The sequence below is a fragment of the Deinococcus hopiensis KR-140 genome, from assembly GCF_900176165.1.
Lineage (GTDB): Bacteria > Deinococcota > Deinococci > Deinococcales > Deinococcaceae > Deinococcus > Deinococcus hopiensis.
This window is the reverse complement of sequence record NZ_FWWU01000008.1, coordinates 1-23098: the sequence shown is the minus strand read 5'-3', so window position 1 is coordinate 23098 and position 23098 is coordinate 1. Positions and strand designations below refer to the sequence as shown.

Genomic DNA, 23098 nt, shown 5'->3' with positions numbered 1-23098 from the left:
CGTATTAGTCAAGTGTAGTGAACAGCAGATCTGACGATGAGCTCCTGGCCTTCCTCAGATCTGCTGGGTCGAGAAAGCCAGGAGAACTCCATGATGACCCGGTCAACAACCCAACCAGCGGGATTCAATCCCCTGACCCTTTTAAAACACCACAACATTGGGATTCTCGGGCCGCTGCTCGCGCTGCTTGCCGCATGCGTTTTTTTCGCCACCCAATCCGACCGGTTCCTCACCGGGCAGAACTTCTCGCTCATCCTGCAGCAGGTGATGGTGGTCGGCGTTCTTGCCATCGGGCAAACGTTGGTGATCCTCACTTCCGGCATCGACTTGAGTAACGGCATGATCATGGCGCTTGGAACCATCGTCGTCACCAAGCTCGCCGTGGAGTCAGGCCTGCCCGCAGGCCTCTCCATACTGGCTGGTTTGGCCGTCACAACGCTGTTTGGCCTGATCAACGGCGCCCTGTTCACGCGGATTAAGGTGCCACCTTTTATTGTCACGCTGGGCACCCTCAACATTGCCTTCGCCCTGACGCAGATCTACTCCAACGCCCAGACCGTCAGTGGCCTGCCCTCCGCACTCACCTTTCTGGGGAACTCCTTCCGGGTAGGTTCCACCGCCATCACATACGGCACTGTCCTGATGCTGGGACTGTACCTGCTCACCTGGTTCATCCTCCAGCGCACCGCTCCTGGACGTCACCTGTACGCCGTGGGAAACAATCCTGAAGCTGCGCGACTCACCGGTATTCCCACCCAACGGGTGCTGCTGCTGACGTACACCATCGCGGGTTTCATTTACGGCATAGCGGGCCTGCTGCTTGTGGCACGAACCGGCGTAGGTGATCCCAACGCGGGTTCGACCGATAACCTCGATTCCATCACTGCCGTTGTGCTCGGAGGCACGAGCCTCTTTGGTGGACGCGGCAATATCTTCGGCACGCTGATCGGTGCCCTGATCGTTGGGGTATTCCGTAACGGCCTGACCTTGATGGGCGTGCCCAGCGTGTACCAGATTCTGATTACCGGAGTCCTCGTTATTCTCGCCGTAGCCACTGACCAACTCAGCCGGAGGTCCTCGTGAATCCCCATATCCTGGAGCCACATCCTGTTGAGCACAGCATTCCTGTTCCCGTAACCCCCGTTCTCGAAGCCCGCAAGCTCGTCAAGCGCTACGGACAGGTGACGGCCTTGGACGGTGTGGACTTTGAGGTGCGCCCCGGCGAGATTCTGGCCGTGATCGGAGACAATGGCGCGGGAAAAAGCAGCCTGATCAAGGCTCTTTCCGGCGCGACCATTCCCGACAGTGGTGAACTGTTGCTGGATGGCCAGCCTGTGAAATTCCGCAGTCCCATTGATGCCCGGCGCGCCGGAATTGAGACGGTCTACCAGGACCTGGCTGTGGCTCCTGCCATGACCATTGCGGAAAACCTCTTCCTGGGCCGAGAACTCTATATGGGAGGACCCCTGGGGCGGATGTTGCGGATTCTCGACCGTAAAGGGATGGTCGAGGAAGCCAGCCGCCACATGCAAAATCTCAAGATCGGTATCCGCTCAATGAGTCAACCGGTAGAGACCCTCTCCGGCGGACAACGGCAAGGCGTGGCTGTGGCCCGCAGCGCTGCGTTCGCTCGGCATGTTGTCATCATGGATGAGCCAACCGCCGCACTCGGCGTCAAAGAAGGCAACATGGTGTTGGACTTGATTCGTCAGGTACGGGACAACGGCCTTCCCGTAATTCTGATCAGCCACAACATGCCGCACGTGTTTGAAATTGCGGATCGTATTCATGTCCAGCGGCTGGGACGACGTGCCGCTGTGGTCAATCCCCGTTTCATCAGCATGGCCGATACCGTTGCTGTCATGACGGGAGCCATTTCACCCGAAAAGATTCCTTCCGAAGCGCTGGCTTAACCAAGAATTTCCCAACCAGGACGGTAGTCCTAACCGTTGCCGCAGTGGGCAAAGAACGGCTCTTTGTATTCCTACTCGCATACTGCATGTTCCCTTAGACGCAAGGGGCGTGAGTCTCCAGCCCTGATCAGGCCACGAGGCAGCGCTCCTTTTCTCTGCATCTCTCACGTGGTGCGCCCTATTGATCCCGGCAAAAGTCGGTATGGATCACGGCAGAACGTACTGTGTGTCGGCGAAGTTCTTCAGGACTCAAGGCAGGTAAAACCAGTGCGAACTTACGCCGTGATCAATAAGGACATCCACTCGTCACTGAAACTCAGTCTTTTACGGGATCTGTAGCAGGGTTGACTGATTGAATGAAATTTAGGGGATGAGAAGCTGGAAGAACGAGCAAAAAGGTTCTATACGCCGTTTAGGGCTTGAGGCTGGGGTAGCCGAGTAGGACGGAGACGAGGAAAAATGGAGACGGTATGTGCAGATACCGTCTCCATCATAGTTTAGGTCGTCGTGCGGTGATTCGTCAGCTCCACCGTTGGGCGAAGCGGCACTTCAGCGATCTGAAGCGATTTAAGCATCAGAAGCTGACGGATGCCCTGCTCGTGGCCCTCTTGCTCGCTCGCTTCGTGTTCAAGCAGCCGTATCGCTCGATCTGGTGGAACATGTTGAGGGAAGACCGCGTCGGTCTTCCCTCCGACACCCAGGCGTACATGCGAAGCGTGCGTCTGCTGGAACGCCTCGAAGCCTTGGTCAGCCCCGCCAAACGCTGTGCAGAAGTGATCATTGACTCCATGCCGCTCCCGGTGTGTCGCCCGAAACGAGGCAAGCGGTGCAAGTTCCCGGGAGCGAAATGGGGGTTTGGGACCCAGGGCGACGTGTACGGGTACAAGCTGCATGCCTGGGTGACACCCGCAGGGGAGATCGTCCAGTCCCTCCTCAAACCCGCCAATCTTCACGACACCACCGTCAGCTATGAGTTGAACCGGAGGTGGCCTGAGTTCGGCGGGCCAAAGATCATTGGGGACAAGGGCTATTGCTGCCTGGGCTACCTGTTCCCACCCAAGAAAAACACCCGCTATGACAACGGGTGGCGGCAAGACCGCCACCCAAAGCTCCGCAAACGCATTGAAACCGTCTTTTCACAATTGGTCGAAGCTCAAATTCGCTCCGTTCAGACCAAAACACTTCCCTCTCTCCGGCTCCGCGTCGTCCTGGCCGTCCTCGCCCATAACCTCGCTCAGCCCTAAACGGCGTTCTATGTCAGCTTCTGGGTGTGCCGAGGTAGTCCCCCGTGAGTGGGCTAATGTGTACTAGCAAACAGTGCAATCTATCTCCTCTCGATTCAGGAGAAACGCGTGAGACGTCTTTCTTGGTTAAATCTCAGTTTGGCGATTCATTCTGCGTTGAGCAACGTTTAGTAACGTGGGGGTCATATCTGGTTATAGAGATTGAACTATAGATGGCTGTATTAAGCGCTACTGCTTTAGCCTGAGTAGCATCCAACTAATCTTCACAAAAGCGCGTTCGGCAACACTTGTATGAATTATGCTAAAGTGTGGTCGTCCTGAAGCCATTATCTATCCCATCAATATACCAGACAAGCTAATTTTTGTATATCTACAAATGCTTGACAATGTTTAATCGTTGATGCAAGACTAAGTTCACAGCAAATCTAAGTCTTTTACGGACCTGGTTTTATCCAGACTGGGCGCCATGCCCTTCGTCTACTGCTGCCATTCTCTTACGGAGAAAGGAGGGCGGAATCTATTAAATTGTGACATGCATATTGAAAGGGGGAATTCAGCTGCATCGTTTGTAGATGTAGCATCATATTTCTAGCTGTGCATACTCGATTTCTGGTCTGGCCGTGTTAAGGAGTTCATCATGTCCCGGTTAACTAATAGATCCCGTAATAATTTGACGCTTCTCTTCATTGGCCTGCTTACAAGTTGCGGTACAATACAAAACCAACCGGAGAGTCGATCGGAGGAATCACGGGTAGGAGTAACGCCGCGACTCGCTGCACAAGCATTAACTGAACGCTACCGGCCGCAGTATCATTTTACTCCTCAGGTCAACTGGATGAACGACCCGAATGGACTCGTGTATTACGCGGGTGAGTATCACCTCTTCTATCAATACAACCCGAGCGGCACCAAATGGGGCAACATGAGTTGGGGGCATGCAGTCAGCACAGACTTGGTGCACTGGCAGGAACTGCCAGTGGCCATCTCCCACGATGCCAATGAGGCCATTTTCTCGGGCAGCGCTGTCGTTGATGTAAACAATACTTCTGGATTCGGCAACCCTGCCAGTCCTGCGATGGTTGCCGTTTACACAAGTGCTAACAAAGCCACTGGCAAGCAGACGCAGGCGCTGGCCTATAGCCTGGACAAAGGCCGTACTTGGACAAAGTACGCCAATAACCCTGTGATTGACATCAATTCTTCGGAATTTCGCGATCCGAAAGTGCAGTGGTACGCGCCTACACAAAGCTGGTTGATGACCGTCTCCATGTCCGTCGATCACAAGGTCCGCTTCTACACTTCCAAAGACTTGAAGAAGTGGGATCTGCTCAGCGAGTTTGGCCCAGCCGGAGCGACAGGGGGCGTCTGGGAATGTCCTGACCTCTTCCCATTGCGCGTCGACGGTACTGGTCCACAGAAGTGGGTGCTGGTCGTAAATATTAATCCGGGTGGAATCGCCGGTGGTTCCGCAGCACAGTACTTCATAGGCAACTTTGATGGGACGCGGTTCATAGCGGACGATCAGGGCCCTTATACTCCGCCAACTGGGACAGTCTTCCAGAATTTTGAGCAGAGCACCTTCGGATCTTGGACCACCACAGGTACAGCCTTTGGTCCTGGACCAGAGACCGGCAGTGTCAACAGCCAAAACCCTGTAACAGGCATAGATGGTACCCGTTTTGCAAACAGCTATCACGGGTATGATCCTTCCATAGGCACGCTCACTTCACCCTCGTTCACTGTCAACAGCCGATACCTTAATTTTAAAGTTGGCGGTGGAAATCATCCCTATGTGCCGGGTAGTCGTCCTTCCAACTTAGCGGGAACGGTGCTCGCAGACTTTAATGGAACAAGTTATGGCACCTGGACCACCAGTGGTGAAGCGTTTGGTACACGTCCAGCCTCAGGTGCCCTTCCCGGCCAGCAGACCATTACTGGCTATACCGGTGCAGGACTTGTCAACACTTTTATCCGGGGTGACGCCACCACAGGTACCCTCACTTCACCCAGCTTCAACATCAACAAGGGCTACATCAACTTTCTGATTGGCGGTGGGGCAAACCCCTGGGGGAGCGCAAATCCAACAGCGATCAATCTGATCGTTGATAGTCAAGTGGTTCGCACTGCCACTGGAACAAACGCTGAAACCTTGACCTGGGCGTCATGGGATGTCCGCAACCTGGCAGGTCAAAATGCTCAGATTCAAATTGTGGATCAAAACACGGGCCAGTGGGGTCACATCAATCTTGACCATGTTGTGCTCACCGACGGAGTGATTTACGAGGACTTCGATGGAATGAACTACCGGGGTTGGACCGCCACCGGAGAAGCGTTTGGAACGCGTCCTGCAACGGGTGCCTTACCTAATCAGCAAGCCGTTACCGGCTATGTCGGCTCTGGGCTTGTAAACACTTATGTTCGTGGAGACGCCTCCGTAGGTACGCTGACATCCCCTAACTTCACCCTTAGCAAAGGCTACATCAACTTTCTGATTGGTGGTGGAGCCTATCCCTGGGGAGGTGCAAATCCAACGGCCCTCAATCTGATCATCGACGGCAAGGTCGTACGCAGTGCCACAGGAAAAAACGCCGAAGCGCTGGCATGGACTTCATGGGATGTTCGGGAGTTTGCAGGTCGGAATGCGCAATTTCAGGTGGTCGATCAGAACACAGGCCAGTGGGGTCATATCAACCTTGATCACCTTCTCTTTTCCGACTCTCCCGTTGAAGGACAGTCGACGGAGACAGCGGTCAACCTGCTTGTGGGGGGTAACGTCGTTCAGAGTGTCACAGGGTCGAACAGCGAGAATCTCGACTGGGCAAGCTTCAACCTCAGTCAGTACCAAGGCCAGCAAGCTCAGATACAAATTGTTGACCGAAACACCAGTGGTTGGGGACATATTCTCGCTGATCAGTTTGTATTCGCTGACAGTGCATCCATGTCGAGCTTGCAGCGAGTCAACTGGGTCGACTGGGGGAAAGACTATTATGCGGCGATTGCTTGGGAGAACAACCCTGACGGCAAACGTTACATGATTGGATGGATGAACAACTGGAACTACGGCGAGCTTATTCCAACTTCTATCTGGCGCGGAGCCATGAGCATTCCCCGCGAAATGGCACTGAAAACTATCAATGGAAAAATCAAGCTTATTCAGCAACCGGTACAAACCCTCAATAGTCTCCGACAGACGCCTTCTTTCGTGGCCAGTAATCTCAGCATTGCTAGTGGTGCGAGAAGTCTTGGTACTGGGGCAAATAACACCACCAGTACGATCGAAGCAACGTTTTCACTGGGCCAGGCGAAGAAATTTGGCATTAAAGTTCGCACTGCCGAAAGCGAAGAAACTACCATAGGATATGACGCGGTGACGCAGGAAGTTTATGTCGACCGTACCCGTTCTGGTGACGTCGCTTTCAGTCCTGATTTCCCTGGAATACAGCGTGCACCCCTCGCCCCAGTAAATGGAAAGGTCAAACTTCGTATTATGGTGGACTGGTCTTCTGTGGAAGTCTTCGGTGGTGAAGGAGAGACTGTAATCACTGATCAGATCTTCCCTAGTCCTACCAGTCAAGGTGTTCAAGTCTTTTCCGAGGGGGCCACTACTGTCCTTGATCGGCTCGAGCTCTGGCAGATGAATTCGTACCGTTAAAATTAGTTGCGTGTGAGGAAGTAGGGCATTCTTCGATGAATTACCCTACTTCCTTGAAGATCATTGATTAGTCTGCTTAGACATGATATATTTTTGATTAATTATCACTTTTGACTCAATATCCAGAACAACGCACGCTTTCAGCGAAATAAGGCTGTGACAACTGCTCATATTCTCCTGTATCTACAATTTTTTTAATGAATCTGTTAAAAGCTTCCACTAAAGTAGTGTCCTTAGAATTGACTAAGGCATTAAATTGAGTGGCCCATAGAAGATGGCTCATCTTCAAGTTCGCCTTCGGGTAGACGCCTATAGCTTGAAGTGCTGCCAGTTTGTCCACAATGACGACATCTGCATTTTTATATATCAAATCTAGGATAGTAGTATTGACGTCTCGGCCAACATTTGCATTCTTTTCTAAAGATAAGCGCTTAAGATAGTCAAAATATGACTTTCCCGGTTGTATTGCAATTTTCTTATCGAGAAGACCACTGCTGTTTTTGATAGCTGTATCTCTGGTCAAAATGACAGCGCCACTGCAATAGTAGGGCGCGCTGTTACTGATTCCAGAGGGCAAGGGAGACGACAATAGTTCTCTTTGAGGAAGTAGTAAGTCTATTTTATTGCTGGTAAGATCATTTTTGATACTCTTTGAATCTGTTTTAACCCATACTACGCTTATTTTTAAGCTCTTTGCAAACTTATCCATAAGTGCCACTTCAAATCCTATCCTCTTGTTACCGCTAGCTTGATTTAAACTTGGTACATCTGTAAGAATTCCTACCTTGATGCTCCGAGCTTTAACAATATCAGCTAAATTGCGTGCATGAGCTTGACTCGAGATACCACCGAAAATACCAGCGCAGAGAACTATCAATCTCCACCTACGAGTTAAAGCCTTCATTTATTTCCCCCAGCAATTTTCAAGACCGAACGCGGTGTTCCGGCTTTCTACACCTTTCACTGCCTTATTGGCAACCAAATTTACGCCGGTATCAATATATCCTGTGGCTTTTATGCCTGAAATGGCGTATTTCAGCCCCGCTTCAATTCCAAGCGAAGCCATCCGCAAGGGGTATTGCTGGGAAGTAGCAGTAATCTTGCCTGCTTTCACGTCTCTTACTCCCTGGCAGCCTCCGTCCACTGAGAAGATAGCGACACGTCCGGGATTTCCACTGGCTTGAATGGCCTCGTATGCTCCCGCAGCGACAGGTTCGTTAATCGTGTACACAACGTTAATGTTGGGATTCTTCTTCAGGCAATTGGCCATAGCTGATTTGGCCAGTTCTCTACTACCATTGGTGTCTTGTTGGCAAACAATACGGGGATCACTGTCACTGGTGATTCCAAAGCCCTTGAGAAAGCCGTTGTGGCGAGCTATACCTACTGCTAAGCCGGGGGCGAGGTCAAGCATGGCAATGCTGACCTTCTTGCCCTCCATGAGTGTCCGGGCATATTGGCCTATCAAGAAACCGGCCTTGTTGTTATCCGTGGCAAAGATAGCGTCGACTGCTGACTTCGGATCAGTGGTGCTGTCAAGGGCGATAACCTGTACACCTTTAGCACGCGCCGCACGAATAGCAGGAACGATGCGTTGGGTATCGGCAGGTGTAATGAGAATGGTTTTTGCTCCGCGGGCAAGCATATCCTGAATTGCTGCGACTTGGGAATCGTTGTCGTCGTCGGATTTACCCGCTGCCGTCAGAAGCTTAGCCTGACTGGTAGCGATGGTTCGCTGCGCTCCATCTTTCATCTTGACAAAAAAAGGATTAGTTTCCGTTTTGAGGATAAGTCCAATGACTGTCCCTGGATTTGTCTGGGCTTGACCAGCACCAATTAACGTCAACAGTGCTACACCTACAACGAGCTGCTTTTTCATATAAGACTCCTTTTGGCGAATGCTATCTAATACGTATTAGTAAAACGTATTAGCACTTGAGGCTCATAGACACTCTCCAGACCTTTATCGGTCAGGAGAACCAATCCCTTCAGGGACAGCGAGGATCTTCTTGTGGAGTGAACAATACGATGTGCCACCTTACACAACTCTTGCAGAAATAGTCGAAAACGATGTGGTGAAGGAGGAAGGTCGACAGGAGGGACATCCTCAAGGCCCATGCTGTGACTCACCAGGCTCTACCGGGTTCCTGGACGGCCGCAGCCCCGGGTATAAGTGGCTAGCGGATCTTCCCCTCGCGGGGTCGAGTGGGGCGAGCTGGCAGCTATAGGGCTTGACGGAGTACCCCGTGAATGAGATACTCAAATCTCAAGATAACGTTATCTGAGGTGGGGATGCCTAGGAGTATCAAGCTGTCCGATGTTGCGCAACACGCTGGGGTCTCGGTTCCAACTGTCAGCCGTGTGCTTCGGGGCGTGCCGAACGTTGCAGCAGAGTTACGAGAGCGTGTTCAACACTCGGTGAAAGAGCTGGGGTACCAGCCCAACCGCCTGGCCAAGAGCCTCCGTGAGCACCGAACCGGCATTATTGGTTATCTCAGTGCTGGCAACATCGCAACCTTCCACCACATCCTTGGACAAGGCATTCAAAATGCTGCGCTCGATCACGGTTATGCGGTCATCACAGGTCATGGCAGCACCCTGGAGCGGGAGATGACCTACGCAAAGATCTTCGAGAGTTATCAAGTCGATGGACTGATTATCACTCCCTCCTCCAACAGTGACCCGTACATTGAGGAACTCGCCCAACACATCCCTACCATTGAGGTAGACCGCACCTTCGGTGCGTACAGCCGCCACACGGTGCTGCTCGACAACTACACTGCCCTCGGTGACGCTGTCGACCACCTCACCGAGTTGGGTCATCACTCTATCGGGCTAATCTACGGCAACGCACCTGTCAGCACGGAAGTAGAACGCAAGCAAGGCTTCCTGGAAAGAATGGCACACCACGGCCTTGATGTTCATCCTGACTGGCTCATCTCGGATGAGTACTCAGAGGAAGGAGGCGTACGCGCTACACATCACCTGCTTGATTCTGGTCTCCACGTGAGTGCCGTTATCGTGACCACCAACGAAATGCTTGCCGGTGTAGTTCAAGCCCTTCGATCTCGAAACTTGTCGATTCCCCATGACCTTTCCCTCATTGGGATGGACGACACCCGGTGGGCGCGCATGATGGAGCCCCCTCTTACGGTCATCGCCCAACCTGCCTACGAGATGGGGTATGAGGCATGTCGCCTCATGATTCGCAGTCTTGAGAAAGCGGAGTTTGACGATGCAACCCCCGTGGTGCACCGGCTGCCTGCGCGCCTGATGGTGCGCTCCTCGACCGGACCTCCAAAGGAGGTGGACCTCATGGTCCAATAATTTTTTCGCCTTTGAGATAACGTTATCTCAAATCTTAAGCTCTCATTCTCTTATGGAGGAACATCGTGCGGACCCTGACGCTCACCCTGGCCCTTACCGCCCTCGCCCCGCTTGCTCAAGCCAAGCAGATCACCGTCTGGGTGATTGAAGGTCAGTCTGAACGCCCTTACTTCCTCCACGTGGAGAAGGCGTTCAACGCGGCTTACAGTGGCAAGGGAACCACAGTTAAGGTGACACCGATTCCCAACATCAACGATGCCCTGAAGGCCGGGTTTCTCAGCAAGAAACTACCGGACGTCGTCATGGTCGACGGTCCGAACATGGCCAACTACGCCTGGTCAGGCCAACTTGCGCCGCTCGACCCGTATTTCGACAAGGCCACCCTTCAAGACCTCCTGCCTGCTATTCGCGCACAGGGTACCTATGGCCCTGATGGCAAGCTGTACTCCATTAGCCCCTATGACTCAACCGTGCTGCTGTGGGGAAATAAAAAGTACCTGCAACAGGCAGGAATTCGCATTCCCAAGAGCGTTAAGGATGCCTGGACCCTTACCGAATTCCAAGACGCCTTGAACAAGCTCAGCAAAGTGAAGGGCGTGACTTGGCCACTTGATCTCAAGTTGAACTACAGCGGCGAATGGCTCAGCTATGGCTTTGCTCCCCTCCTGCAATCCTGTGGCGCCGACCTGATCAACCGCAAGACCTGGCAGGCCACTGGCACTCTCAATTCTCCCGCCAGTGTCAAGATACTGACCACTCTGCAGGACTGGAAGAAGAAGAACTGGATTGTGCCGCAGAGTGGCGGCGACAACCGCTTTTTTGGAGACAAATCGGCGGCACTCGTATGGGTGGGGAACTGGATGTGGCGTGATCACAAGGCTGGCTTGGGAAACGACCTGGTGCTCATCCCAGCACCGAAGTTCTGTGGGAATAAACAGACGTCCCCCAACGGTGGGTGGAGTTGGGCCATTCCGCAGACGTCACCCAATAAACAGGAAGCTGGAGCGTTCATCAATTTCGCCATGTCCAAGACGCAGGTGGCCAAGTACGCTGACATTACCGGCTACATCCCCTCGCGCAAGTCGGCCACGCCACTCAGCAAGGTGTATGGCAAGGGGGGTGAAGGTGAACTGATGGCTGAGCAAGCGGCCACCATCGCTCTTGTACGCCCGGTCCATCCGGCTTACCCAGTGATCTCCAAGTCCTTCGGTGATGCTGTACTCAACATCCTGAACGGTGCCAACGTGAAGGCCGAACTCGACAAAGCCGCGAGGGCCATCGACCAGGACATAGCGGCCAACAAAGGGTACCCGCCCTTTAATAAGAGCAAGTGACCTCAAGCGGAAGGGGGCCAGAAGCCCCCTTCCGTACTGCTGCCCCGTCCTCAAGACAAGGAGCGAGCGTGCATACCTCATCAACCCAAGTTCTTTCGGTTGAGACCAGGCAGAAGCCAAAGCGCCGGAGGCAATCGGTGACAGAAGAGTTGCTGTTGCTCCTCCCGGCTACCCTGCTGCTGCTCTGCTTTCTGGTGATTCCATTCGTCCTTTCCATCTACCTCTCGTTCACTGACCAGCGTCTGGTGCCCAACCCTGTGCCGACAGGTTTCGTAGGGTTACAAAACTACAAACAGGTTCTGACGGACCCGGCGTTCTGGCAAGCCTTTAGAAACACCGTATACTTCGCCGTGCTGGTGGTGCCATTTCAATGCGCAATTTCTCTAGGCGTTGCCGTGTTGCTGAACTCCTCCTTTCCCTTACGCTCGTTTTTCCGTAGCGTGGCTATCCTTCCCCTCATGACGCCGATCACCGTGACCATTGTGGTTTGGGCGGCGTTCTACCGTATTCCGGACGGCCTTTTTAACAACATCATCAAAGCGTTCGGAGCTGAGACGTACGTAGACTGGCTGGGCAGTCCTACTTGGGCGATGCCGGCTATCGTCCTGCTCTCCGCGTGGGCGACGTTCCCATTCCAAATGCTGCTGTACCTGGCTGGCCTTCAAGACATCCCCCATGAGCGGTACGAGGCGGTACGTATGGACGGGGCAAATGCTTGGCAGCAGTTCCGTTACGTCACCTTCCCAGGTCTCAGAAACGTCAATATCTTGATTCTAATTACCACAACCATTCAGGCGTTCAAGCTCTTCACTCAAGTCGACATTCTGACTCGAGGTGGGCCCGTCGGTGCCACCAACACGTTGGTGCGCTACATGATTCAGCAGGGCTATACCAGCCAGCTCGTCGGGTTCGGCTCTGCCGTGGCAGTGATCTTTGTCGTGATCGTCGGCTCGCTGGCCATCTTGCAGCGCGTCCTTCTAAAAAACGAGTAGGTGACGAAATGAGCCTCATCTCACGAGTTATACGGCTACTTCTCGGCGTACTCCTGACCGTCCTCGTTTTGGGTCCACTGATGATGATGCTCTCCGTAAGCCTTAACCCAGACGAGGCAGCAATCAACAGTACCCTGGGTACAAGCAAGGCGTTTTTCCCCACGGTCTTTTCCTTTCAGAACTACCGGGAAGTGATTGATGATCCATACCAGCCCTTCTTGCGTTATCTATTCAACACCTTACTGGTGACGATCTGCACTGTCGGGTTGGGCGTAGTGGTCAACTCGGCGGCAGCCTTCGCGCTCGCCTGGGGGTACGGCGCGTACCGGAAGCTCTACTTGGCCGTCATTATCGCCATCTTCGTCATCCCTGGAGAAGGACTGCTCATCCCTCTGATTCTGATGGTGAGCCGCCTGGGCTGGCTGGACTCCTACCAGGTGCAGATCGTTCCCTTCATCGCCAGCGCCTTTTCAATATTCCTCTTCTACCAGTTCTTCTCCAAGATTCCTGCGGAACTGATCGAAGCGGCGCGCATTGATGGGGCACACCTGCCCACCATCTTCTTCAGGATCGGCCTTCCGCTAAGCAAGCCAGTCATTGCCACAACCGCGATCCTGGGCTTCCTAGATGTGTGGAACAGTTATCTGTGGCCCAGCATGGTGACGCGTGGCGTTGAGTTCCGTCCTCTTAGTGTCGCAATGGCGGCGTTTTTCAGCAATCAGCAGTCGTACTGGGGGAATGTGTCTGCCTTCGCCGTGCTGATGGCCCTGCCTGTCATCATCGTCTTCCTGGTTTTCCAGCGTTGGTTCGTCGCGTCTGTGGTCGGTTCCGGCGTGAAAGGTTGAGATCCATGTCCAGAAGCACCACTTCCGAGCGAGAGCAGTACCGCCCGCACATCCATTATGCGCCTGCTGCCAACTGGATGAACGATCCAAATGGCCTCGTCTACTTTGGCGGCCTGTACCACCTGTATTACCAGTACAACCCCTACGCGAGCAGCCATGGGAATCTCCACTGGGGGCGGGCCACGAGCACTGATCTGGTGCACTGGGAGGAACAGGACGTCGCCCTCCCAGAACGCGAACACCAGATTTTCTCAGGCAGTGCCGTGGTGGACTGGCATAACACCAGTGGGTTCGGCAAAGGCGGTCGGCCCCCTTTGGTCGCCTGCTACACGGGACACACCGCCGACAACCAAGCGCAATTCCTGGCTTATAGCCTGGACCAAGGGGAAACCTGGACGTACCACGGTGGCCCCGTCCTGGATGTGGGCAAGACAGACTTCCGCGACCCAAAAGTCTTTTGGCATGCGAAGTCGAGACGTTGGATCATGGTTGTGGTCCACCCTGTTGAGCGGCAGGTCGAGCTTTACGGCTCGTTCAACCTCCAGGATTGGGAGTCATTGAGCGTGTTTGGTCCCGCAGGGGCTACAGGCGGCATCTGGGAAGTGCCCGAGCTTTTCCCCCTCCATGACGAGGCGGGCCGCCTGTACTGGGTCCTAAAAGTGGACCTCAACCCGGGCGGACCCTATGGAGGTTCTGGAGCACAGTACTGGCTGGGCGATTTTGACGGGCAGGCGTTCACCGCGACGACGCCTGCCCGTTGGGTAGATCACGGCAATGACTTTTACGCGGCTTTGACGTGGAATGACCTTCCTGATCGCCGAGTCTGGCTGGCCTGGATGAGCAACTGGCAGTACGCCCATGACGTTCCCACACAGGGCTGGCGCGGCGCGATGGTATTGCCCCGCGAACTCGGGGTGTGTGCCGACCCCCACGGACCTGTCCTGGCCCAACGGCCCGTACCCGAGCTGCAGGCTCTAAGACAGGCAAAAACCGTACGACAGGGAGACGGCATCTTCTCCCTGAGTCCCCATCAGGCCCACGAACTGCTGATTCGGTGGCCTGCGATGCCAGCAGCAGAAGTCAAGCTGGAGTTTCGTTCGGAAGCAGGAAGCGAAGTGAGTGTTGAGGTGCGTTCTGGTGAACTTTGGGTGCGGCGGCCTGTCACTCTGGTAACAAGCTCTTTGGATGGCTACCCCGGTGATCACCGAGCTGAACTTCCACTGCATCTGGACCAATTTGACCTCCAGATCTTTTTGGACGCCTCCTCCATAGAAGTATTCGCAGGGGATGGTCGAGTGGTGATCAGCGACCTCCTCTTCCCGTCAGAGCAGATTCGAGAGGTGGATATTCAGTTCGGTGGATCGGATCCCCTCTCCATGGAGGTAGAGGTATGGTCCCTCAAATCCAGCTACGGCGTGTAGGCCAAGGGTCGTCAATGTGGCAGCTCAAGCACTTACCCTGAGATAAATACTAGATCCGGCCGTGTCAGATGCGTCCCGGCGTATGGACGTCCTCTACTTTCTCCAGCAGGTCTGAGGTCCGGCCTCTGTTTCTTACGCATTACCTGACCTCACTCTTGCCGACCCAGCAGTGGCCTCCACCTTGGCAGAATTGGGGTTGCCGCTAGGTCTGGTCCTCAAGCCCCGTATGGATCAGCCCGCCGCTGCATTCCACATTCCGATTTTGGAGTTCACAGCTCCCATGATTGTGGGCGACAAGCTCAAGATCAGGCGTATCGGTTTTTTTCCGGAACTCACCGTAGGAGGGTTCTGGCAACTTAACCTCAAGGGGGCCGGAGTCGCTCCGCAGGCGGTTTGAGAATCAAACCGCCTGCTGCAATACCTCTTGCCAGAGAAGCAGTGCTGTGGTTTGGTTGCTTCGTCTCAGGGCAGCTGGGGTGGTCGTTCGAATATGGCGGTGAAGGTTCGAGACGCGGGGTGCCTCCAGGGTTCTTGCCGCTCAGCGCTCGAGAGTAAAAGTGACGCCAGCGGGAAAGATTTCTTCCCACAGGAACGCGTCGTGTCCCCCGACCAAAGTCACGAGGCGTGTGGGCCGCCCAGCCCCTCGCGCCAGGGCCGTGTACTGACGGGCGGCCTCCAGAAAGGGCAACTCCAGCGTGCCTCCCGAGGCAAAGACACGCGCGGCGGGATGAGGGGCGTTCTGCAGGCCCGCATTGCTGGGACTCATGGCCAGCACGCCCCGGAAGACGTCCGGATGCCGGGCGGCCATGCTGATGGCCCAGGCTCCGCCATTGGAAGCTCCGCCCACGACCCGGTCCTGTGGGCTGGGCGAGAGGTGGTACGCCCGTTCCACGTGCGGCAGGACCGCAGTCAGAACGAACTGCTCATGGGCTTCAAAGCGTGCCCGGCCACCCTCCCACCCTTCCAGATACTCCTGGGCGCGTAGATCCCCTTCCCGGGTATAGGCCTCACCGTACGTCGGTCTGGCGCTCTCGATGCCCACCAGAATGACGCGCGGGGCACCTCCTTTCGCTAGGGCAGGCTCCAAGGAGCGCGCCAGTCCCAGCACCATCCCGCCGTCTCCCAGGTAGACCGCCGGAAGGCGTTCCGCCTTGGTCCAGTTCGGTGGAGTGTAGACGGTGATCTCGCGCGTACCGACCAGGCTGTTCCCGGACTTCAGGACGAACCGGTCGATCTTCCCGCTCAGGACCCGCGTGCGGGAAATGGCCGTCGGTGCCTGAGGGCCTCGCCAGACGGTGTTTGCCTGCGCGGGCGAGGGCAGGCCAGCAACATCGACCCTGAGGGAAAGGATGGCGTGCGCGAGGTCCTTGATCTGCGCGGTCACGGCCCAGACGCCAGTGCCAGGAATGGGAGCCAGCGGAAGGTACACGCCGCAGCACATCGTGACTTCACGCGCCGCGCCAGGCGGCCGGTACAGAACAGTCAGGCGGTCGGTTCCGGGTACGATCTTGAGCTCCCCCGGAGCGGGCAGAGGGATTCCAACCGGTAGGGCCACCCGCAGGCGGCACCCGTCCGTCCGGTTCATGGGTGGGTCACAGTCGACGGGCCAGGGTGGCGTGGCCGCGAAATCGGGCATCAGGGGACGCGCGACGCCGGCTCCCTCCGCTCCTCCTGCGGTGGCGGGGGAGAGGAGAGCGAGGCTGAGGAGGGCCGCAGAGAGGCGGGGCGCAAGAAAGGACATCCACGCGAGGATAGGACGGGCGGAAGGGAAAGAAGGCCTCAATTCGACGGGTTCTGGCAACTTAACGTCGGTAGGGTGGTGAGCTGTGAGTGACCGGACGCCCTACCGCCACCGTTTTCCCTTGAGCGTCATTGGCTATGCCCTGCGGCTCTATCACCGCTTCCCCCTCAGCCAGCGTGAGGTGCAGGAACTGCTCCACAAGCGCGGTGTTCAGGTCAGCCACGAAACCCTCCGGCAGTGGAACATCAAATTCGCGCCACTCCTCACCGAGGAACTGCGTCACCGAGAACCCCGCCGGGGTTCTCGGTGGCATTTGGACGAGGTGTGCGTCAAGGTCGGCGGGGTGGGACACTGGTGTGGCAGGCAGTTGACGAACGTGGGGACGTACTGGAGATCCTCCTCCAGGAACACCGCGATACCGAGGCGGCCAAGTCCTTTTTCGTCCGCTTGCTGAGCGAGTACGACGTCCCAGAGGTCATCCACACCGATAATGCTGTGGAGCTACGGGGCGGCCCTGCGGGAACGCCCCGTGCTCCGCACTGCGAAGCACGTCCAGGTCGTCTCCATCTCCCGTTGCAACAACCTCGTGGAACAGTCGCATCGACCGACTCGGCAGCAGGAACGCAGCCAGCTCGGCTTCAAGCGACGCCGACGAACGCAGGAATTCCTCGCCCTGCACGCCCGCGTCTCGAACCTTCACCGCCATACCCGAACGACCACCCCAGCTGCCCTGAGACGAAGCAACCAAGTCTCCCTATTCGTAATCCATTCCCCGCTGCACCTGGGGCGCGGCTCCACCTTTGGGGTAACCGGACGCAGTGAACTGCACCACAGCTCCGGCCCTCAAGGTCTCCGGGGGCACATCACGGGTTTGACCCACCAGCATGTCCCCCTGGTCACGGATGATGACCAGTTCCGAACTGTGGAGGCCCACCTGCCCTTGGTACTCCCGGCCTGGGGTGGCAGTAGCGATATAGGCCCGGTCCCAGTCCACCTTCTCACGGCTGAGGTAATCCTGGGCCTTCTCCAGCAGCGCCACGCGGTCCGGGTCGCTGATCTCCTGAAACAGGCGGCGCATCCCGCCGTTGTCTTCCATGCGCGACTCGACGCTCACAATGGTCATGCGCTCCTGGCTCACCACGTCAAAATTCAGCTCGTGCCCGGCCTGCTCCGCCAGCTGGGTCATGAACTCCCGTTGGGTCCGCCCGTTGCCCTCCATGAAGGGGTGGGCGTTGTTGATGCGGGCGAAGGTGTCGGCCGCCTGATTCGCAAACTCCTCGCGTGAGAGCCCCCGCAGGTGGTCGCGTTCCTGCAACTGCTGGAAGGTCCGCTTCAGATCGCTCTCGACCATCGGGGCAGGCACGAAGGGAGGACTCCGGTAGCCGTCCACCTTGTAGAGCATCGGCGCGGACTTGAAGGTCTGCCCCTCAATCTGCATCTCCTCGGCGCGCGTCTTTCCCGCCCACTCGTACACATCCTGAAAAGTGTGCTGGTGAATGGCTTTCAGATGCTCCAGGTCAAAGTTTCCTCGGGTTGCTTCCGGCGCTTCCCCCAGCCTGATCTGCGCAAGCCGGAGCGCGGACCGGGCATCCTCGAACTCGCCGAGGCGCTGCTCATCCGTCAAGCCTGGAATGTTCCTCACTGTGCCGTTGTCGTAATAGAACAGAGGGTCATTCTGGCTCACCCAGCCAGTTTAGAACGGGGGGCCGAAATGCAGATTCCATGTTGGGCGTCAAAAAAAGGTCCAGCGATGGCTGGACCTCTGCTCCTTGTAGAGCTTCAGGTGCTTGAATCGAGCGCACGCCCAGGAGACCCCAGGTAATGCTGGTTGATGCCGTCGCTCACCTGAGCGAGGGTCAGCTTCCCCTCGATGAACTGGTCGAACAGGGCCAGCGTGGCGGGGGAGAGGTCGCGGCCTTCAATCTGGATCGAGCGGCGCACGGACTTCACGACCTTCGCACGCTTCTGGCGCTCGGCCTGCTCACGCTCGCCCTGGGCGGTCAGCTCCTGCACGCGCTTCTGAACTTGATCCTGGATGCTCGCCATGAGGCCCCCTTCTGAAGACGCAGTATACCACGGAGCAGAGTGGAAAAAGACGTGTGAGCCGCGTTTTTATTCCGTGCGGCTCCGCTGGGTTGCTTCCCTGGCGAGGGTCAGGGCCTCCTCTGGGGTGTGGCCGGACTTCTCCAGCAGGTCCGCAATCGCCTGGGTTATCGGGTCGGGCGTGGCGTTGTTCATGGAGCCTTCTGACGTTCGGGCGTGGCGGATGAGGTGCCGCAGGACCGTGCGTTTGCGCCGCTCGGGAAGCTGCGGCCCGGTGAGCCAGCGGTACACCAACTCCTCAAATGGGGCGTGGAGGCGAGGGTTTCCACTGCTGAGCACGAGTGTGATGAGGTCTTCCTCCGTCATCCCAACGGGAGGTGTGCCGCTGCGCCCCAGGGTCTCTTGAAGCAGTGGCTCAGGTCTTTTTTGTCCTTCTAGGCTTAAGATTTGTAATTATGCATCCAAAACATACGCAATAAGGCTGTAAAGGAACATCAGTCACAATGGGAAGCACCAGAAACAAGAGGAGGTGAAAACAACCTTCCCTTGCTGAACCAGTGCGCTGAGTCTACAAACTAGCCGTCGACCAAGACCTTCCTTGTCGCGGGGGACATTCATGACCAATCCGAAAAGCAAGCAAAACCGCAAGTCTACTCGGGCGGCACCACTTTCCTCCTCATCCCCCACACCCCCTCGAGAGACCGACGTTCCGGTCACGCCGGGTTCATTTCCGGTCACGACCATCCCTCTTCCCGAAAAAGTCAGTCCTGCTGCTCAGAAGGGCAAGACGAGCCGAAAGCCGTCACGGACGGTTCGCCCGCCCTCCTCATCCTCCATCCCTGTTGCGAAGATCGAACCTGGAGTCATGGATGAGGACGAGCGGCCAACCCCAGGGCCTGGTCCTTCAGGGGCGCGTGCAGTGCGTGTCCTTCAGGAGCGGGACCGGGCGAACGTCAAGGGTACCCTGGAGGCTGCCCTCCACACGATTGATGGTGCCGTGGCCACGGCACTCGTGGATTATGGGAGTGGACGAACCTTGGGCATGCTGGGCAGCGGTATCAACTTGGAAGCAGCGGCCATGGGGAACACGGAAGTTGTCCAGGCCAAGATGCGGACGATGGAGATTCTCGGCATTGCCGGATCCATCGAGGACATCCTCATTACCCTGCAGGACCAGTACCACATCCTCCATGTTGTCCCCACGCACACGCTGTTTATGTACCTGGTCCTCGATAAAGATCAGGCCAACCTGGCGATGGCCCGCTTCAAACTGCGCAGTCTCACTCAGGCCCTGATGGCTTCCTAACAGCGCACTTTACCTCCCACACTTCGGCGCGCGGCTCGTTCACGGCCGCTTGAATGCAGCGTCTTCGAAGCGAGGTGGGAGAGAAAAGAAACGAGGGCGCTCTCTTCAGTCTGGCTTGACCCTGAGGGCTTTGCGTCGGCGTTTGGCCTCGTACATCCTTGCATCTGCGAGCTCAACGACTCCACCCGCGCTCTCCGCTTCCGCACGCTGGGCCATCCCCACGCTCGTCCCAATCGAACTTACCGTTCCTTGCCGGGCATTCAGAATGGCGATGTCGGTGATCTCGTACACGGCCTCCTCGTCCCATTCCCCCGGGAGCAGCAGCACGAACTCATCTCCACCCAGTCGGTAGATCTGCCCCCGGTGGTCCACCTCCGACATTAACCCCTGCCCGAACAGCCGCAGAATCTTATCCCCTTGCGTGTGGCCCTCGGTGTCGTTCAGCGCCTTGAACCCGTCCAGGTCCATCCCGGCCAGTGTGAACGGCGTTCCCGCCGCCCAGTGCTGCGCCAGGTCCTCATCGAACGCCCGGCGGTTGAGCAGCCCCGTCAAGGCATCCTGCCGTGCGGTTTGCCGTTCGGCATCCAAGACAGCGCGGCGGACGATGGCGGCCCGAACACTGCGGCCCGCCGCCTCCAGCAGCACGCGGTCACTGTTGCGCCAGGGCAAGCGGCGGTCCTCCCCCGTGCAGCAGTGTACGGCTCCAGGTCCGTGACAATACTGGCCCGCGGCTCGGGCGTCAGCTTCAGACGCCTGAAAAAGAACCGGTATCGTGACTACTGGTACTCCGTTGACTGGCGGGAACCTGATGGATGGCGCCCCTGTTTCTGGGGTCAGCGCGGTACACAAAGAGTGGGAATCCACCGTGTTTTTCGCCAGCAGTTCCAGACCCAACGGAGTACCACTACTCAGCAGCTCCCTCACGCCCGGGTGGGATGGGGTAAGGTGAGAGCATCTCGGACGTGACCTGCCCCAACTGTGAACGGCTCCAAGCGCGCATCCGCGAGTTGGAAGCGCAGGTGGCTCGGACCAGCGAGACGTCCCATCAGCCCCCCAGCCAGGACCAGGGCTGGAAGAAGAAGCCCAAGAGCGAACGCCCCTCTGGCGTTCGCTCTTCTGGTGGTCAAGTGGGACACCCCGGAACGACCTTGAAGATGAGCCCTTCTCCCGACGAGGTGGTCGTGCTGCCCGTGACGGGAAGCTGTACGTGTGGGCAGCATTGGAACGAGGTCGCAGTGCAAGACTTGCTGGCCAGGCAAGTGATGGACCTGCCGGACGTCCAGCTGCACGTGACCGAGTACCAGGCCGAAGTGAAGGTGTGCCCCCGCTGTCACCACCGACAACAGGCGGCGTTCCCACGGGACGTGCGCGGTCAAGTGCAGTACGGCCCTCGCTTCCAGGGCCTAGCCGTGTATCTCAATGTTGCCCAATTCCTTCCCTTTAAGCGGGTGGGGGACGTGCTCCAAACATTGTGCGGTCAGCGCCCCAGTGAAGGGACACTCGCGCTGCACCTCAACCTCACCACAGAGCGATTGGCTGGGTTTGAGGCTGGACTGAAAGAAACCTTGCTCGAACAACCCGTCCTGCATGTGGACGAGACCGGCAGTACGGTGAAGGGCAAACTCGCCTGGGTGCACGTCATCAGCAGCAAGCAGCTCACCCTCTACGGACACGACCCGCACCGCGGGTCGGTCGCCATCCAGGCCTTGGGGGTCCTGCCCCGGTACCGCGGCGTGTTGATGCATGATGCCTGGCTCTCGTACTTCCAACTTGCTGCCCGCTACGCGCTGTGTAACGCGCACTTGCTCCGGGAGTTGCGTTTCCTCCACGAACAGTTGGAGCAAGGTTGGGCGGGGGAACTGCGGACCGCACTCCAAGGGGTCTACCATCAACACAAGGCAGGCACCCTCACACCAGACGAGAAAGCGGCGTTCCTGGTTCGCTTTGATGCCCTCGTGGAAGCGGGGTTGGAAACCAACCCCGCCGCGGAGCCGGTTCCGAAGCAGCGGGGACGGGTGAAGCAGTCCCCGGGGCGCAACCTCGCGCTTCGCTGTCAGAAACACCGAGACAAGATGTTACGCTTCCTCTTGGAGGACGGGGTTCCGTTCGACAACAATCAAGCCGAGCGAGACATTCGAATGGTGTGCGTGAAGCGCAAGATTTCTGGTGGCTTTCGTTCTGCTGCGGGAGGGAAGAACTTCTGCCGCATTCGGAGTTATCTCTCGACGCTTCAGAAGCAAGGCCTCTGTGCCTATAACGGGTTGGTCAGCATATTCCGTAATGACGTCCTTTTTCCTCAATTCTCGTTCTTGGGCTGAGATATTACGAATGAAATCTACTAACCCTGAATCCAATCTTGTTTTCTATTATTTTGACGTCAGATATTATTTTGTATGTTTTCAAGAAGAGATTTTGATTAATAATCAAATCGGGTATGATAGATCGAAGCCTACGTTTCGCGTGAAAGAGCGAGAATGCTTAGCTATTGAACGCTTTGTAGGCCAAATCGGTTATGAAGATAATTGGCTTGAGGATCTGATGGCAAAACTCTTGAATTCGCGCCAATCAGGTATTTATGCACAATCCGCGCGAGCATTCTTGTATAATAATCTTATCGAGATCTACTCTTGGAGTGACTCTAGCGATGGTATTACCAGCGATCCAGTCGTAATCCTACCTATAAAAGTCTTTCTTGCTATACTAAAAGCTTATCAAAATGAGTTTCTGCGCTATGAGACTCACATTGGTAATGGATCACTGCCTATTCCTGGGCATCCTTACTACCCAAATCCCAGTTCTTCTCCGCATCCTGAAGGAAATTACCGAGGGGAGTTCACGAATATTGGATGGGATTATACTATTTACGTTGAGATACAAATAAAAGAAGGCCTCTTACACAAGGTTCTCCTTCGGGGTGAGTTGTTGTGTGAGCCGCCTGAGCTCGCTTGCTGGATTGAGGATGCTTTAATTGGAACCCCTAGCACGGCAAATGAATATGAATTAACCCGTCGGGTCGAGGTGGTTCAGCAACGACCTGAAGCTCTGGTGCCGCTCCCATTTCCATGGGACGTTGCGTTGGCTATTCGTTCTGCATTGGTGGTTCCTCAGGACAGAGCAAACTCGTGCTGAGTAGTCACCCGGTATCTTACTGCCAGGTGTGATCGGCCTCAAAGGACAAGGACTTCAGCACACCGCTTTAAGGAGCGTGTATCTTCCCAATGCCAGTTCGGAAAATTATGTCGACTTCTCTCCATACCATCGGTCCAGATGAACCTCTCCC

At 56.1% G+C, this 23098-nt stretch carries 20 protein-coding genes and 1 pseudogene; 14 read left to right on the top strand and 7 right to left on the bottom strand.

Annotation, left to right across the window (positions count from 1 at the left end):
- The first annotated feature begins 90 nt into the window (after window positions 1-90).
- From B9A95_RS10530 to B9A95_RS36205, 4 genes are all read left to right on the top strand, one after another.
- Entirely contained in the window at window positions 91-1083 is a 993-nt protein-coding gene (locus tag B9A95_RS10530) for an ABC transporter permease (RefSeq protein WP_139806669.1), read from the top strand.
- Window positions 1080-1913 (top strand): ATP-binding cassette domain-containing protein, encoded by an 834-nt coding sequence (locus B9A95_RS10525; RefSeq protein WP_084047198.1) that lies wholly within the window; start codon window positions 1080-1082, stop codon window positions 1911-1913. The genes B9A95_RS10530 and B9A95_RS10525 overlap by 4 nt, the downstream gene beginning before the upstream one ends.
- 470 nt (window positions 1914-2383) lie before the next feature.
- Window positions 2384-3157 (top strand): IS982 family transposase, encoded by a 774-nt coding sequence (locus tag B9A95_RS10520; protein WP_084047197.1) that lies wholly within the window; start codon window positions 2384-2386, stop codon window positions 3155-3157.
- Window positions 3158-3827: 670 nt separating this feature from the next.
- Window positions 3828-6809 carry a GH32 C-terminal domain-containing protein gene (locus B9A95_RS36205; protein WP_281255846.1) on the top strand — a complete coding sequence of 994 codons (2982 nt, stop codon included), beginning with the start codon at window positions 3828-3830 and terminating at the stop codon, window positions 6807-6809.
- A 115-nt stretch (window positions 6810-6924) separates the two neighbouring features.
- Here the strand turns inward: B9A95_RS36205 and B9A95_RS10505 are convergent, their stop codons facing one another.
- Together B9A95_RS10505 and B9A95_RS10500 are read right to left on the bottom strand one after the other, a co-directional pair.
- A complete protein-coding gene (locus tag B9A95_RS10505; protein ID WP_084047195.1) occupies window positions 6925-7713 on the bottom strand; it encodes a substrate-binding periplasmic protein in 789 nt (262 codons plus the stop codon).
- Window positions 7714-8688 (bottom strand): substrate-binding domain-containing protein, encoded by a 975-nt coding sequence (locus B9A95_RS10500; protein WP_084047193.1) that lies wholly within the window; start codon window positions 8686-8688, stop codon window positions 7714-7716. It abuts the gene before it with no gap.
- Between the two features lie 371 nt (window positions 8689-9059).
- On the opposite strand from B9A95_RS10500, the gene B9A95_RS10495 reads away from it, so the two are divergent.
- From B9A95_RS10495 to B9A95_RS33545, 6 genes are all read left to right on the top strand, one after another.
- Complete coding sequence (locus B9A95_RS10495) at window positions 9060-10136, top strand: LacI family DNA-binding transcriptional regulator (protein WP_084047191.1); 1077 nt, start codon at window positions 9060-9062, stop codon at window positions 10134-10136.
- 65 nt (window positions 10137-10201) lie between these two features.
- Window positions 10202-11470 carry an ABC transporter substrate-binding protein gene (locus B9A95_RS10490; protein ID WP_084047190.1) on the top strand — a complete coding sequence of 423 codons (1269 nt, stop codon included), beginning with the start codon at window positions 10202-10204 and terminating at the stop codon, window positions 11468-11470.
- 137 nt (window positions 11471-11607) lie between these two features.
- Window positions 11608-12462, top strand: a complete 855-nt coding sequence (locus B9A95_RS10485; protein ID WP_084047188.1) for a carbohydrate ABC transporter permease — start codon at window positions 11608-11610, stop codon at window positions 12460-12462.
- Between the two features lie 8 nt (window positions 12463-12470).
- Window positions 12471-13307 carry a carbohydrate ABC transporter permease gene (locus B9A95_RS10480; RefSeq protein WP_084047186.1) on the top strand — a complete coding sequence of 279 codons (837 nt, stop codon included), beginning with the start codon at window positions 12471-12473 and terminating at the stop codon, window positions 13305-13307.
- A 5-nt stretch (window positions 13308-13312) separates the two neighbouring features.
- Window positions 13313-14728, top strand: coding sequence for a glycoside hydrolase family 32 protein (locus tag B9A95_RS10475; RefSeq protein ID WP_084047184.1), 1416 nt, complete (start codon window positions 13313-13315; stop codon window positions 14726-14728).
- Between the two features lie 226 nt (window positions 14729-14954).
- Window positions 14955-15125 carry a hypothetical protein gene (locus B9A95_RS33545; protein WP_170928576.1) on the top strand — a complete coding sequence of 57 codons (171 nt, stop codon included), beginning with the start codon at window positions 14955-14957 and terminating at the stop codon, window positions 15123-15125.
- A gap of 141 nt (window positions 15126-15266) precedes the next feature.
- Here B9A95_RS33545 and B9A95_RS10470 read toward each other — a convergent pair whose 3' ends face one another.
- Window positions 15267-16469, bottom strand: a complete 1203-nt coding sequence (locus tag B9A95_RS10470; RefSeq protein ID WP_084047182.1) for an alpha/beta hydrolase — start codon at window positions 16467-16469, stop codon at window positions 15267-15269.
- A gap of 142 nt (window positions 16470-16611) precedes the next feature.
- On the opposite strand from B9A95_RS10470, the pseudogene B9A95_RS10465 reads away from it, so the two are divergent.
- Window positions 16612-17235 (top strand): annotated as a pseudogene (locus tag B9A95_RS10465) (IS6 family transposase); the annotation flags it as partial.
- Here B9A95_RS10465 and B9A95_RS10460 read toward each other — a convergent pair.
- The 3 genes from B9A95_RS10460 to B9A95_RS10450 form a co-directional block, all read right to left on the bottom strand.
- Window positions 17224-18111: a Fic/DOC family protein gene (locus B9A95_RS10460; protein ID WP_281255861.1), complete on the bottom strand. Its 888-nt coding sequence runs from the start codon at window positions 18109-18111 to the stop codon at window positions 17224-17226. The pseudogene B9A95_RS10465 and the gene B9A95_RS10460 overlap by 12 nt on opposite strands.
- A gap of 137 nt (window positions 18112-18248) precedes the next feature.
- Window positions 18249-18515 (bottom strand): antitoxin VbhA family protein, encoded by a 267-nt coding sequence (locus tag B9A95_RS10455; RefSeq protein WP_084047178.1) that lies wholly within the window; start codon window positions 18513-18515, stop codon window positions 18249-18251.
- A 66-nt stretch (window positions 18516-18581) separates the two neighbouring features.
- On the bottom strand, window positions 18582-18878 hold the full coding sequence (locus B9A95_RS10450) for a hypothetical protein (protein WP_084047176.1): 297 nt from the start codon (window positions 18876-18878) through the stop codon (window positions 18582-18584).
- A 553-nt stretch (window positions 18879-19431) separates the two neighbouring features.
- Here B9A95_RS10450 and B9A95_RS10445 point away from each other — a divergent pair.
- Window positions 19432-19818 carry a hypothetical protein gene (locus B9A95_RS10445; RefSeq protein ID WP_084047175.1) on the top strand — a complete coding sequence of 129 codons (387 nt, stop codon included), beginning with the start codon at window positions 19432-19434 and terminating at the stop codon, window positions 19816-19818.
- Window positions 19819-19923: 105 nt separating this feature from the next.
- Here the strand turns inward: B9A95_RS10445 and B9A95_RS10440 are convergent, their stop codons facing one another.
- Window positions 19924-20487, bottom strand: coding sequence for a GGDEF domain-containing protein (locus B9A95_RS10440; RefSeq protein WP_170928575.1), 564 nt, complete (start codon window positions 20485-20487; stop codon window positions 19924-19926).
- Window positions 20488-20780: 293 nt separating this feature from the next.
- On the opposite strand from B9A95_RS10440, the gene tnpC reads away from it, so the two are divergent.
- Together tnpC and B9A95_RS32035 are read left to right on the top strand one after the other, a co-directional pair.
- On the top strand, window positions 20781-22136 hold the full coding sequence (gene tnpC, locus B9A95_RS10435) for an IS66 family transposase (protein WP_084047171.1): 1356 nt from the start codon (window positions 20781-20783) through the stop codon (window positions 22134-22136).
- A gap of 10 nt (window positions 22137-22146) precedes the next feature.
- Complete coding sequence (locus B9A95_RS32035; protein WP_212648302.1) at window positions 22147-22947, top strand: hypothetical protein; 801 nt, start codon at window positions 22147-22149, stop codon at window positions 22945-22947.
- Window positions 22948-23098: the final 151 nt, after the last annotated feature.

Bases quoted from the DNA above. Each gene is read 5' to 3' on its own strand.
- B9A95_RS10530 (WP_139806669.1), top strand. From the start codon at position 91: ATGATGACCCGGTCAACAACCCAACCAGCGGGATTCAATCCCCTGACC.
- B9A95_RS10520 (WP_084047197.1), top strand. From the start codon at position 2,384: ATGTGCAGATACCGTCTCCATCATAGTTTAGGTCGTCGTGCGGTGATT.
- B9A95_RS10505 (WP_084047195.1), bottom strand. From the start codon at position 7,713: ATGAAGGCTTTAACTCGTAGGTGGAGATTGATAGTTCTCTGCGCTGGT.
- B9A95_RS10500 (WP_084047193.1), bottom strand. From the start codon at position 8,688: ATGAAAAAGCAGCTCGTTGTAGGTGTAGCACTGTTGACGTTAATTGGT.
- B9A95_RS10495 (WP_084047191.1), top strand. From the start codon at position 9,060: ATGAGATACTCAAATCTCAAGATAACGTTATCTGAGGTGGGGATGCCT.
- B9A95_RS10480 (WP_084047186.1), top strand. From the start codon at position 12,471: ATGAGCCTCATCTCACGAGTTATACGGCTACTTCTCGGCGTACTCCTG.
- B9A95_RS10475 (WP_084047184.1), top strand. From the start codon at position 13,313: ATGTCCAGAAGCACCACTTCCGAGCGAGAGCAGTACCGCCCGCACATC.
- B9A95_RS33545 (WP_170928576.1), top strand. From the start codon at position 14,955: ATGGATCAGCCCGCCGCTGCATTCCACATTCCGATTTTGGAGTTCACA.
- B9A95_RS10470 (WP_084047182.1), bottom strand. From the start codon at position 16,469: ATGTCCTTTCTTGCGCCCCGCCTCTCTGCGGCCCTCCTCAGCCTCGCT.
- B9A95_RS10455 (WP_084047178.1), bottom strand. From the start codon at position 18,515: ATGGCGAGCATCCAGGATCAAGTTCAGAAGCGCGTGCAGGAGCTGACC.
- B9A95_RS10450 (WP_084047176.1), bottom strand. From the start codon at position 18,878: ATGACGGAGGAAGACCTCATCACACTCGTGCTCAGCAGTGGAAACCCT.
- B9A95_RS32035 (WP_212648302.1), top strand. From the start codon at position 22,147: ATGAAATCTACTAACCCTGAATCCAATCTTGTTTTCTATTATTTTGAC.